Below are 12,476 nucleotides of genomic sequence, written 5' to 3'. Positions count from 1 at the left end.
AATTAATTTTACCTGGCACTAAAAAAATTCAGTCGAGACTTTTTCGCAAGGTAATTATTCTATCCTCACTAAATAGTCAGAAAATTAGAAAATCATGTTACTTAGTGTTCTCTATATTATTGGTATTACAGCAGAAGCCATGACGGGTGCACTCGCTGCTGGTCGTCGTAAAATGGATGTTTTTGGCGTAATTATTATCGCCTCTGCAACTGCCATTGGTGGTGGATCTGTCAGAGACATTCTACTCGGCCATTACCCGCTGGGTTGGGTAAAACACCCCGAATATATCGTCACTGTTGCATGTGCTGCTGTTATCACCATGTGGGTTGCACCTATGATGAAACACTTACAGCGACTCTTTCTTATCTTAGATGCCATTGGCCTAATGGTTTTCTCTATTATCGGCGCACAAATCGCACTCGATATGGACTATGGCCCAATTATTGCTGCTATTGCTGCGGTGATTACGGGTGCTTTTGGTGGTGTATTAAGAGATATGCTTTGTAATACCATTCCTCTGGTTTTCCAAAAAGAGATTTATGCCGGTATCGCTTTTGGTGCTGCGTGGCTTTATATGGGATTACTGTTTTATACACCGTTACCAAGAGACGTCATTATCATCATTACCCTAATTGCTGGGTTAACAGCTCGACTTCTCGCTATTCGTTATAAATTGGGCTTACCTGTCTTTAATTACGAGAATCAAGATTAACGAATCGCTGTTTTAACGACAGCGGTTCTTTTTGATTCTGTGGGGTATCTCAAAATATAATCTCTTTTCGCTATTGTGATAAAAGGTAATTCCTATCACTGAGCCTTTAATTGTATGTTAATATTGACATAGTTTAATTTTTCTCTTGTTTCTATATTAAGAAAATAGAATGTAATAAGAAAAAAATGGCCCTGTATTAAACATGGGCACTGTATGTCATTCATTGTATGTGTATACTATATGGGGGATTTGCTCCCTAAACATGTATTTATACTTAATTCTCCAGTCAAATTCAGAAAGTCATCATGATCCAAGGAACACTTTATATTGTTTCCGCTCCAAGCGGTGCGGGTAAATCAAGTCTTATTCAAGCGCTGTTAAAAACACAGCCTTTATATGACACGCAGGTTTCTGTCTCTCATACAACCCGCCCAATGCGACCGGGAGAGAGCCATGGTGAACATTACTTCTTTGTTACTGAAGAAGAATTTAAAAGCATGATAGACAGCGGGGATTTCCTCGAACATGCTTGTGTTTTTGGTAATTATTACGGAACTTCCGGCAAAGTTATCAAAGAAATCTTAGCCAGTGGTGTCGATGTCTTTTTAGATATTGACTGGCAAGGCGCACAGCAAGTGCGTAAAGCGATGCCTGAAGCTCGCAGTATTTTTATTCTGCCACCGTCAAAAGAAGAGCTTTACCGCCGACTTCGTGGACGTGGGCAAGATAGCGAAGAAGTGATTACAAAACGTATGTCACAAGCTGTATCGGAAATGGAACATTTTAATGAGTATGATTATTTGCTGATTAATGATGATTTCAATACCGCGCTTGCTGATTTACAATCAATTATTCGTTCAGAAAAATTACGCCTTGATCGTCAAACGCTACGACATGGTGATTTAATCAGCAAATTATTGGCAGACTGAGTTAACTTTCAGTATTATGCCCAGTCATTTCGTTAATGGTGGAGTAACACAAATATGGCACGCGTAACCGTTCAAGACGCTGTAGAGAAAATTGGTAACCGTTTTGACCTCGTTCTGGTCGCAGCACGTCGTGCGCGTCAGTTACAAGTTGGCGCTAAAGATCCTTTAGTTCCAGAAGAAAATGATAAAATGACTGTTGTCGCGCTACGTGAAATCGAAGAAGGCCTGATTAACGGTAAAATTCTTGATGCTCGTGAACGTCAAGAGCAGCAAGAGCAAGAAGCAGCAGAATTACAAGCTGTTTCAGCGATTGCGGAAGGTCGTCGTTAATCGTTTTATAAAATAGGGGTAGGTCTGCCTTGTACCTGTTTGAAAGCCTGAATCAAATCGTTCAAAAATACTTGCCATCGGAGCAAGTCGAACAACTTAAAAAAGCCTTTATCGTCGCCCGAAATGCCCACGAGGGGCAAACTCGTTCAAGTGGTGAGCCTTATATTACTCACCCTGTTGCGGTTGCGTGTATTCTTGCAGATATGCGATTAGACCACCAAACGCTGATGGCGGCGCTGTTGCATGATGTTATCGAAGATACACCTGCAACCTTCCAAGATATCGAAAGCCTCTTTGGTAGTACGGTCGCCGATCTTGTTGAAGGAGTCTCTAAACTTGATAAATTGAAGTTTAGAGATAAAAAAGAGGCTCAGGCTGAAAACTTCCGTAAGATGATTATGGCGATGGTAAAAGATATCCGCGTCATTTTGATCAAGCTGGCAGACCGAACTCACAATATGCGCACACTGGGATCATTACGCCCAGATAAACGTCGCCGTATTGCTCGAGAAACACTCGAAATTTACAGTCCTCTTGCACACCGTTTAGGTATACACCATATCAAAACAGAGCTCGAAGAGCTGGGTTTCGAGGCGCTACATCCTAATCGCTACCGTGTAATCAAAGAAGTCGTTAAAGCAGCTCGAGGTAACCGTAAAGAGATGATTAATAAAATCCTCTCTGAAATTGAAGGTCGCCTGACAGAAGCGCATATCGAATGCAAAGTTAACGGTCGCGAAAAACACCTTTACTCTATCTATCGGAAAATGTTGTTAAAAGAGCAACGTTTTCACTCGATCATGGATATTTACGCCTTTCGCGTTATCGTGAAAGAAGTCGATACCTGTTATCGCGTTTTAGGTCAAATGCACAGTCTTTATAAGCCTCGTCCCGGTCGAGTTAAAGACTATATTGCAATCCCAAAAGCCAACGGCTATCAATCTCTTCATACCTCACTAATTGGCCCTCATGGAGTGCCAGTTGAAGTACAAATTCGTACTGAAGATATGGATCAAATGGCAGAAATGGGGGTTGCAGCACATTGGGCTTATAAAGAGCAAGGTGAACAACCGGGTACAACTGCACAAGTTAGAGCCCAACGCTGGATGCAAAGTTTACTTGAATTGCAACAAAGCGCAGGTAGCTCATTTGAATTTATTAAGAACGTAAAATCAGATCTCTTTCCTGATGAAATCTACGTTTTCACGCCAGAAGGTCGCATTGTTGAATTACCAACAAGTGCAACCCCTGTCGATTTTGCTTATGCCGTACACACAGATATCGGTCATGCCTGTGTGGGTGCTAGGGTTGATAGACAACCTTATCCACTTTCACAATCGCTACGTACTGGACAAACGGTTGAAATTATTACTGCTCCGGGTGCAAGACCGAATGCAGCTTGGCTAAACTTTGTCGTCAGTTCAAGAGCTCGCTCTAAAATCCGACAACTTCTAAAAAACCTAAAACGTGAAGACTCTATTAATTTAGGTCGTCGTTTACTCAATCACGCATTAGGTGAGCACAAGCTTGCTGATATTTCAGCTGAAAATATTGAGCGCGAGTTGAAGCGTATGAAGCTTCATTCAATCGACGACTTAATGGCTGAAATTGGTTTAGGTAATACTATGAGCGTTGTTGTTGCGCGTAATTTATTGATTGATAGTCAAAATCAAGATGAGAACGCACCAACAGAAACATCTAATGATGAAACACCTAAACTCCCAATTAAAGGTGCTGATGGTGTATTGATCTCCTTCGCTAAATGTTGTCGCCCTATTCCGGGTGATCCTATCATTGCACATATTAGCCCAGGTAAAGGTTTGGTTATTCACCATGAATCTTGTCGTAATATACGTGGTTACCAAAAAGAGCCTGAAAAATTCATGCCTGTCGAGTGGGATAAAGAGATCAACAGTGATTTCATCACTGAAATTAAAGTTGATATGATTAACCACCAAGGCGCTTTAGCAAACTTAACCGCAGCTATTAATGATGCAAACTCGAGTATTCAAAGTATGAATACCGAAGAGAAAGATGGTCGCGTGTATTGTGCTTTTATTCGCTTAACCGCGAAAGACAGAATTCAATTAGCCAATATCATGCGTAAACTTCGCATCATGCCAGACGTTCTGCGCGTTAGCCGTAATAAAAACTAGTCATGAATTCAATTCGATATGCCCGCATCTGCCAAATGATGGCGATGCGGCAGCCTGATCTTACCGTTTGCCTTGAAGAAGTGCATAAATCCCATAATGTTGCTGCGGTTATAAGAACAGCTGATGCTGTGGGTATTCCTAAAATTCATGCTATTTGGCCTGAAGAAAAAATGCGGATGTTAGTTTCACCTGCGGCTGGGAGTAACAGTTGGGTCAATGTAGAAACTCATCCTACGATTACAGATGCAGTTAGCGCCTTTCGCACCCAAGGTATGCAAGTTCTTGCGACTCATCTCTCAGATAAAGCGGTTGATTTCCGTGAGATTGATTACACACGCCCGACTTGTATTATTATGGGGCAAGAAAAAACGGGTATCTCACAAGATGCTATCGCGCTTGCAGATCAAGATATTATTGTGCCGATGATGGGAATGGTACAATCCCTAAATGTTTCTGTCGCCAGTGCGCTAATTTTATATGAAGCACAACGCCAACGTCAGGCTGCGGGTATGTATAATCGAACAGAAAGCACCTTAACGGAAGAAGAACAACAAATTCTTCTCTTTGAAGGCGGATACCCAGTATTGGCAGAAGTTTCTCGTCGAAAAGGACTGCCTCGCCCTTATATTAATGGTAACGGTGAGATTGAAGCACCTGAGTCATGGTGGGCAGAAATGCAAATGACGCAAAAACAACTTAGGAAATTAAAAAAGACGGAGTATTGATCCCATGAAAGGAAAACTGCTTGATGCAATCCCCTTAACCACTCTTCACGGCGTAGGTGCAAGTCAGGCAGACAAGCTGGCAAAAATAGGGCTTGTGACTATTGAGGATTTGTTACTCCACCTTCCTTTGCGTTATGAAGATCAAACACACCTCTATGCTATCAGCGATCTGCTTCCCGGCATTCCGGCCACTGTTTCAGGTGAAATTCTAAGAACCGAAGTCACTTTTGGTCGACGAAAAATGATGACCTGCCAAATTTCTGATGGCTCTGGCATTTTAACCCTTCGCTTTTTTAACTTTACTGCCGCAATGAAAAATAACCTTGCTCAAGGTAAACAAGTCACTGCTTATGGCGAAGTTAAACGGGGAAGCCGTGGACCAGAAATTATTCACCCTGAATACAAAATCAAAGTTGCAGGTTCGGAAGTTAAACTACAAGAAACGCTCACGCCCATCTATTCAACAACAGAAGGCTTACGCCAAACATCACTACGCAAATTAATAGAGCAAGCCTTAGAATTACTCGATACCTGTGCTATTAACGAATTATTGCCCGAACAATTTATTCATGGTTTACCTCCGTTAGCCACGGCATTACGCACTCTGCATAATCCTCCACCTGATATCGCTTTTGCGGAGCTTGAGAAAGGACAGCACCCTGCGCAAAAAAGGCTAATTATTGAAGAATTACTCGCCCACAATCTAGGTATGCTCAATGCAAGAGCTGGCGCACAATCTTATCGTGCAGAGCCATTGTTTATGCCAAGTACCTCTACGTTACGCCAACAATTTCTATCGTCACTCCCCTTTACCCCTACGAATGCACAACAACGTGTCGTCCATGAAATAGAAACAGATTTAGAAAAAGACTATCCGATGATGCGGTTGATCCAAGGGGATGTAGGTTCAGGTAAGACTTTAGTTGCAGCACTAAGTGCATTGCGTGCTGTTGCTAATGGCAAACAAGTGGCTTTAATGGCACCAACAGAATTGTTGGCAGAGCAACACGCATTAACCTTTAAAAAATGGTTTGAGCCTTTTGGTATTCAAGTGGGTTGGTTAGCAGGAAAACAGAAAGGAAAAGCGCGTGAAACACAGCAAAATGCCATTGCTAATGGTGACGTTTCCATCATTATTGGAACGCATGCTATATTCCAAGAACAAGTTAAGTTTCACTCTCTAGCCTTAGTGATTATTGATGAGCAACACCGCTTTGGCGTACATCAACGTCTCGCGTTGTGGAAAAAAGGCGAAGAGCAAGGCTTTCATCCCCATCAATTAGTGATGACGGCAACGCCAATCCCTCGAACATTAGCGATGACAGCCTACGCTGATATGGACACGTCTATCATCGACGAATTACCACCAGGGCGCACACCTGTTACTACTGTCGCTATCCCTGATACTCGCCGTAATGACATTATTGAACGCATCAGGCTGTCTTGCACAGAAGAAAAGCGACAAGCCTATTGGGTATGTACCTTAATTGAAGATTCTGATGTTCTTGAAGCGCAAGCAGCCCAAGTTATCTATGATGAGCTTACAATCGCACTCCCTGAAATCAAAGTGGGATTGGTACACGGGCGAATGAAACCCGCAGAGAAACAAGCTGTAATGGCCGCATTTAAAGAAAATGAGCTTCAACTTTTAGTCGCGACAACAGTGATTGAAGTCGGTGTTGACGTACCTAATGCAAGTTTAATGATCATTGATAACCCAGAACGACTGGGACTCGCACAGTTACACCAATTACGCGGACGTGTAGGCCGAGGCGCTATCGCCTCTCATTGTGTCTTGTTATATAAAACACCACTCACTCAAACAGCACGTTTGCGATTGCAGGTATTAAGAGATAGCAATGATGGTTTTGTGATTGCACAAAAAGATCTCGAAATTCGTGGTCCTGGTGAGCTTTTAGGCACTAAGCAAACGGGTAATGCACAATTTAAAGTCGCTGACTTGTTACGCGACCAAGGACTTGTTCCTGAAGTTCAACGTATCGCTCGTTACCTGCATCAACACTACCCTAAGCATTCTCAAGCCTTAATCGAACGCTGGCTGCCTGCCAAGACACAATATAGCCAAGCTTAAGGTTACTTTTTTGCATGGCTTAGCGTGCGTTTCATCTCGCTTTGGGTCGATCTTGAAATATTCGTAAGTTAAATACACATAGAAAAACACCTCAATGTCGATATTCAACATTGAGGTGCTCTTTAACGTTTTTGAAACTCTTTTAATTTATAGCAACCAAACTACCCTGCAACTATAGGCGTAAAAAACGGTAGCATCAGATACAGTTTAATCACTATTGCATTCACAATATCAATAAAGAATGCACCGACCATAGGTACGACCAAGAACGCAAGATGAGACGGTCCAAAACGGTCTGTTACAGCTTGCATATTTGCAATCGCCGTTGGTGTAGCACCTAAACCAAAGCCACAGTGACCTGCTGCTAAAATCGCGGCATCGTAGTTTTTTCCCATGACACGGAAAGTTACAAAAATGGCATACAGTGCCATTACACCTGCTTGAACACCAAGGATAACCAGCATTGGTATCGCCAGTGACGCAAGCTCCCATAATTTCAAGCTCATTAATGCCATCGCTAAGAATAACGATAAACTCACGTTACCTAAGACTGATACCGCTCTATCAAAAACACGGTAGAACCCAAGCATTGAAAGGCTATTACTTAAAATAACACCAATAAACAGAACGCACACAAAGGTCGGTAATGAGAATGCTGTACCTTCTAACAGTTGAGAAAGGAACGTACCTGCCATTAAACAGATAGAGATCATCGCAATAGTTTCTAATAAAACCATTGAAGTGATCATTCGGCCTGTTGTCGGCTTCTCAAACGCTGTTGGCATTTCATGGTCGTCAGCACCTAATCCTGGCGTTGGGATATTTTTGATTAAGTAGCGTGCAACTGGGCCACCAATCAATCCACCTAACACTAAACCAAAAGTAGCACAAGCCATCGCCACTTCAGACGCGCTCATAAAACCATAATTTTCAACAAAGGTTTTACCCCAAGCAGCCCCTGTACCATGACCACCCGATAATGTAATCGAGCCAGCAAGTAATCCCATTAATGGATCAAGACCTAACATTTCTGCTAATGCAATACCGACTGTGTTTTGTACTAACAACAGTCCAACAACAACAAAGATGAAAATAAAAAGCGCTTTTCCTCCCGCTTTTAAGCTTGCGAGGTTTGCGTTTAAACCAATTGTTGCAAAGAATGCCAGCATTAATGGATCTTTTAATGAGAGGTCAAAACTCACTTCCCAGTCCATAAAAGATTTGAATGCTAATAGAAGAACAGCAACAAGTAGCCCACCTGCAACGGGTTCTGGGATCGTATACCGTTCTAAAAAAGGAACAGATTTCACTAACTTACGTCCGATCAAGAGAACCAAAGTGGCCGCAACCAGCGTGCCATAAACATCAAGATGATACATTTATGTACCCCGTCTTATTTGTTAATTTTATATAAAAATACTACGACGCTAAGTTCATCCATAAACAACGCCAAAAGCAGGTATCCCCGATTAGAAAAAAAAACGGAGACAAACACAAGTTAAAACATATAAAAATGTGAGCACCTCTTATGCATTTTGATAACATCATTTTTACGCAAACGATTGCTTTTGTGGCGCAGATCATTAAAATACCGTTTTTGTCGAATAAGAAATTCACACCATGGTTACTTCAGAAAATCAAAATTTGCCTAAAAATAGTGACGTTTCAATTAAAAAAAATAGCGAACTTCTTTTTGCTTTAGAAGAGAAACCGCCATTACCACAAACACTTTTTGCTGCTTGCCAACATCTCTTAGCCATGTTTGTTGCGGTTATCACACCTGCGATCCTCATTTGCCAAGCATTAGGATTACCTGCACACGATACTCAACGCATTATCAGCATGTCTTTATTTGCATCAGGCATTGCCTCTCTTATTCAAATTCGGGCATGGGGACCGATAGGTTCAGGATTGTTATCAATTCAAGGTACTAGCTTTAATTTTGTCGCACCTTTGATTATGGGCGGATTAGCGCTAAAAAATGGAGGGGCGGATATTCCAACGATGATGGCGGCACTTTTTGGTACATTAATGGTTGCCTCATTAACCGAAATCGTCCTTTCTCGCGTCCTTCATTTAGCAAGACGCATCATTACACCGTTAGTTTCAGGTGTCGTAGTGATGATAATCGGTCTCTCTTTAATTCAAGTTGGATTAACCTCTATTGGTGGTGGTTATGCAGCCATTGAAAATAATACCTTCGGTTCACCACAAAACCTGTTATTAGCAGGCTCTGTACTTATTGTTATTATTTTACTTAATCGACAAAAAAATCCTTATTTACGCGTTGCTTCTTTGGTCATTGCAATGGCTGTGGGTTATGTTCTTGCTTGGGCTTTAGATATGTTGCCCACACCAGCAGAACATCAAGAAACACCTTTCATGACTATTCCTGAACCCTTTTATTATGGGTTGTCATTTGATTGGCATTTGCTTATTCCTTTAATGCTGGTGTTTATGATCACATCACTAGAAACCATTGGGGATATTACAGCAACTTCAGATGTTTCAGAGCAACCCGTTAGTGGTCCTTTGTATATGAAACGTATTAAAGGGGGCGTATTGGCTAATGGAATTAACTCTATGGTTTCGGCATTTTTCAATACCTTCCCAAATTCTTGTTTTGGTCAAAATAATGGCGTTATTCAATTAACAGGCGTTGCAAGTCGCTATGTAGGTTATGTTGTTGCCGCAATGCTCGTTATCTTAGGCTTATTTCCATTCGTTGCAGAATTTGTGCAAAGAATTCCTGAACCCGTATTAGGTGGAGCCACATTAGTTATGTTCGGTACGATAGCTGCATCTGGTGTACGTATTGTTTCCAAAGAAGCACTAAACCGCCGAGCCATCATGATCCTTGCGATTTCACTTGCAGTAGGATTGGGCGTTTCACAGCAGCCTCAAATCTTGCAGTTTGCACCTGATTGGCTAAAAACATTGCTGTCCTCAGGTATTGCTGCTGGTGGTTTAACTGCCATTATTTTAAATCTTATTTTTCCACCAGAAAAATAATCATTAATTAGCAACATAATAATAAAGCGCTATCTTCATAATAAAAAATAGCGCTTTATTTATTACTTTTAGGCTAATGGCATTTTTATAAAAGCCTTTTCCTTTTAATTACAGTAATTAATATTCATCTTCTTACTAAAATTCAAAGGAAAATAAGATGCCAATACCTCTTACCCCAATGACAAACACTGCACTTGAATACTTAAAAAATCACCCATCTACTAAAGATTTTCATATACAAACTATTGGGCAATTTTTTACTTATCTCAAAGATTCCATTCTTTCATTGTTTAATAGTGACCATAAATTTGCTTATTTAGGAAATAAGTCTGTTGCTGAATTTAACTTAAAGCATATCAACATAGATTTACACACGTTTTTAATAAATCCATGCCTGAATAATCCTGCCAATAAAGACAAAGCAGATGCCCTTCAATATTCATTTAATTACTTACAAAATCAATCCAGTACTACACCTAATCTCTACGATGTTTATCGCTCCGGAAATATCGAGCCTAATGAGTTAATATCTCAACTTATTAATTACGGTAATAAGTTACATCAAAGAAAATTAACCGTCGAAGAAACCCAGTACTCTCAATCCGTTATAGAAATACTTAAAGAAGTGAATAAGTGTTTAGAAAAATTACCTAAGCCGTCACCACATACACAAAGCTTGATCACGAGGATATCCGAGATAACTAATAAGTAGGCAAAATCTCTTTGATTTATCCGATGATGACTTGAGCATCGCTCAGTTTTCAGGCATAACTGTATACTGTTTTGATGGAGTATAAAACAGGAGAAAGGTTATGCGCTGGCTGATGAAAAGTTTGGTATCTCTGATACTTATCGTTATTTTATTTATTATTATAATTTACGCTTTTATTCAGACTCAGTGGGGCGCACAAAAAACCAGTGAATGGCTGACACAATACACTGACTATGATATTCGCTTCTCAGGTATTGAGCATGATCTTATGCAACCCGAACAAGTCATTGTTCATGATCTCCTCGTTAATCCTAAACAAGATAAAGCCACAGTATCGGCAAAATCAGCGCAAATTAGATTGAATTGGCAATTTTTTACCACACCATCTCATCTACAAAAAATCACCTTAGAAAACGGTTCAATTAAGCTCACTGGTAAATCGCCAGCCATGCCACTAAGTGCTGATATTTTGCAATTTAAAAATATGGCATTGAGCAACAATACTGTGGATATCACGTTTAATGCTGACAAAATAACAGGTGGTATTACACCTTGGAAACCAACATTAAATGATGTTATTGGTGCGGGTCATTTCCAATTTTCGATTGCAGAAGGCTCAATAAACAACAATCATTTTAGTAACTTTATTATTTCAGGTGAATACCAACCCGATAATATTCAAATAGAGAAACTAGGCACCCGCTTACTCAGTGGTTCACTTTCATTAAGTGGTCAATATCAAGATAATCAATGGAAATTTGATGAAGTTTATATGAATGGCTTGCGCTGGCAATCCTCGCAAACCTTTAACGAATTAATTCAGTCTCTCTCTGAATATCCCCGTATTAGCATAAGAGCACTCAATATTGTTGATTTTACTGCTGAAGGAAAACAGTGGGCAATCAGTGGTTTTGATGGGCAATTTTCTCAGTTTAGTTGGGATAACGCTCTTTCATTTACAACTGGTGAACTCAATACAAATGACGTTGTTTTTCAAGATGAACACTTCACTGATCTTATCGCAAAACTCAACCAGCAAAACAATCAACTTAATCTAGATAACCTCAGTCTACGCTATGAAAAAGGCTTAATTAAGCTTGCTGGTCATTGGAATAAAGACAATAAAACCATCACTATCCAAGACGCCACACTATCAGGCATTTTATATACGCTACCTGAAAATTGGCTCAACTTTTTAGCTAAACCAATAGATAACAAGAGTAATATTCAAAATATCACTATCGAACAGTTATCTATCAATCAATCTATCTTGATTGATATCACACCAGAATTTCCATTCCAATTCACCAACTTAACAGGAAAACTGCGAAATTTAGTGGTTGCAAAAGAAGGTGAATGGGGATTATGGCAAGGTTCAGCCATATTAAATGCCGATAGTGGTACGTTAAATCGCATTGAATTACGTCGCCCTGATTTAAAAATTGTCACTCAACAAGATAACGCTATTGTTGAGCAATATTCAGCATTTATTGGTGATGGCATTGTTCGAGGTTCAGCCGGTTTAGTGCAATCTAACCAACAGCGCCAATTTTCACTTATTGCTAATGGCCTAAATGTACCTTTATCAACGCCTTATACATTAGGTTTAAAAACAACCTACTCTGATGAAATAGGCCAGTTCACACTAAAATTGAAAGGTGATTTACGTTCAAACCCAGTGGCATCAACACTTAATGGCACATTAACGGGAAGTAAAGATGAACAACAAATACTCAACTCAGTGATACAAAATGGCGAGATAATTAATCACCTATAATATTGATCTTTCGCAGGAGCACGGATTGCTC

General features: G+C 40.3%; 10 protein-coding genes. 9 read left to right on the top strand and 1 reads right to left on the bottom strand.

Annotation, left to right across the window (positions count from 1 at the left end):
- Positions 1-94: 94 nt before the first annotated feature.
- From JEP36_RS14310 to recG, 6 genes are all read left to right on the top strand, one after another.
- Entirely contained in the window at positions 95-712 is a 618-nt protein-coding gene (locus JEP36_RS14310) for a trimeric intracellular cation channel family protein (protein ID WP_088494339.1), read from the top strand.
- 305 nt (positions 713-1,017) lie between these two features.
- A complete protein-coding gene (gene gmk / locus JEP36_RS14305; RefSeq protein ID WP_006534608.1) occupies positions 1,018-1,641 on the top strand; it encodes a guanylate kinase in 624 nt (207 codons plus the stop codon).
- Between the two features lie 54 nt (positions 1,642-1,695).
- Positions 1,696-1,971, top strand: a complete 276-nt coding sequence (rpoZ, locus tag JEP36_RS14300) for a DNA-directed RNA polymerase subunit omega (RefSeq protein WP_006534607.1) — start codon at positions 1,696-1,698, stop codon at positions 1,969-1,971.
- A 29-nt stretch (positions 1,972-2,000) separates the two neighbouring features.
- Positions 2,001-4,127 carry a bifunctional GTP diphosphokinase/guanosine-3',5'-bis pyrophosphate 3'-pyrophosphohydrolase gene (gene spoT / locus JEP36_RS14295; RefSeq protein ID WP_198630376.1) on the top strand — a complete coding sequence of 709 codons (2,127 nt, stop codon included), beginning with the start codon at positions 2,001-2,003 and terminating at the stop codon, positions 4,125-4,127.
- A gap of 2 nt (positions 4,128-4,129) precedes the next feature.
- Complete coding sequence (gene trmH, locus JEP36_RS14290; protein WP_198626304.1) at positions 4,130-4,852, top strand: tRNA (guanosine(18)-2'-O)-methyltransferase TrmH; 723 nt, start codon at positions 4,130-4,132, stop codon at positions 4,850-4,852.
- 4 nt (positions 4,853-4,856) lie between these two features.
- On the top strand, positions 4,857-6,944 hold the full coding sequence (gene recG / locus JEP36_RS14285) for an ATP-dependent DNA helicase RecG (protein ID WP_198620072.1): 2,088 nt from the start codon (positions 4,857-4,859) through the stop codon (positions 6,942-6,944).
- A 161-nt stretch (positions 6,945-7,105) separates the two neighbouring features.
- Here the strand turns inward: recG and gltS are convergent, their stop codons facing one another.
- On the bottom strand, positions 7,106-8,323 hold the full coding sequence (gltS, locus tag JEP36_RS14280; protein ID WP_109374336.1) for a sodium/glutamate symporter: 1,218 nt from the start codon (positions 8,321-8,323) through the stop codon (positions 7,106-7,108).
- Positions 8,324-8,564: 241 nt separating this feature from the next.
- Here gltS and JEP36_RS14275 point away from each other — a divergent pair, with 241 nt between their 5' ends.
- From JEP36_RS14275 to JEP36_RS14265, 3 genes are all read left to right on the top strand, one after another.
- A complete protein-coding gene (locus JEP36_RS14275; RefSeq protein WP_198620073.1) occupies positions 8,565-9,956 on the top strand; it encodes a uracil-xanthine permease family protein in 1,392 nt (463 codons plus the stop codon).
- A gap of 157 nt (positions 9,957-10,113) precedes the next feature.
- Positions 10,114-10,668 (top strand): hypothetical protein, encoded by a 555-nt coding sequence (locus tag JEP36_RS14270; protein WP_198620074.1) that lies wholly within the window; start codon positions 10,114-10,116, stop codon positions 10,666-10,668.
- A gap of 100 nt (positions 10,669-10,768) precedes the next feature.
- Positions 10,769-12,445 (top strand): AsmA family protein, encoded by a 1,677-nt coding sequence (locus JEP36_RS14265; RefSeq protein WP_198630375.1) that lies wholly within the window; start codon positions 10,769-10,771, stop codon positions 12,443-12,445.
- Positions 12,446-12,476: the final 31 nt, after the last annotated feature.

It is taken from the genome of Proteus sp. PR00208 (assembly GCF_016238545.1).
Lineage (GTDB): Bacteria > Pseudomonadota > Gammaproteobacteria > Enterobacterales > Enterobacteriaceae > Proteus.
Note: the sequence above shows the minus strand (reverse complement) of the source record. Positions and strands in the feature narration are given on the sequence as shown.

What these genes read in the sequence shown, in the direction of transcription:
- JEP36_RS14270 (WP_198620074.1), top strand. Translation starts at nt 10,114, where the DNA reads ATGCCAATACCTCTTACCCCAATGACAAACACTGCACTTGAATACTTA.
- gmk (WP_006534608.1), top strand. Translation starts at nt 1,018, where the DNA reads ATGATCCAAGGAACACTTTATATTGTTTCCGCTCCAAGCGGTGCGGGT.
- JEP36_RS14265 (WP_198630375.1), top strand. Translation starts at nt 10,769, where the DNA reads ATGCGCTGGCTGATGAAAAGTTTGGTATCTCTGATACTTATCGTTATT.
- recG (WP_198620072.1), top strand. Translation starts at nt 4,857, where the DNA reads ATGAAAGGAAAACTGCTTGATGCAATCCCCTTAACCACTCTTCACGGC.
- JEP36_RS14310 (WP_088494339.1), top strand. Translation starts at nt 95, where the DNA reads ATGTTACTTAGTGTTCTCTATATTATTGGTATTACAGCAGAAGCCATG.
- JEP36_RS14275 (WP_198620073.1), top strand. Translation starts at nt 8,565, where the DNA reads ATGGTTACTTCAGAAAATCAAAATTTGCCTAAAAATAGTGACGTTTCA.
- rpoZ (WP_006534607.1), top strand. Translation starts at nt 1,696, where the DNA reads ATGGCACGCGTAACCGTTCAAGACGCTGTAGAGAAAATTGGTAACCGT.
- trmH (WP_198626304.1), top strand. Translation starts at nt 4,130, where the DNA reads ATGAATTCAATTCGATATGCCCGCATCTGCCAAATGATGGCGATGCGG.
- gltS (WP_109374336.1), bottom strand. Translation starts at nt 8,323, where the DNA reads ATGTATCATCTTGATGTTTATGGCACGCTGGTTGCGGCCACTTTGGTT.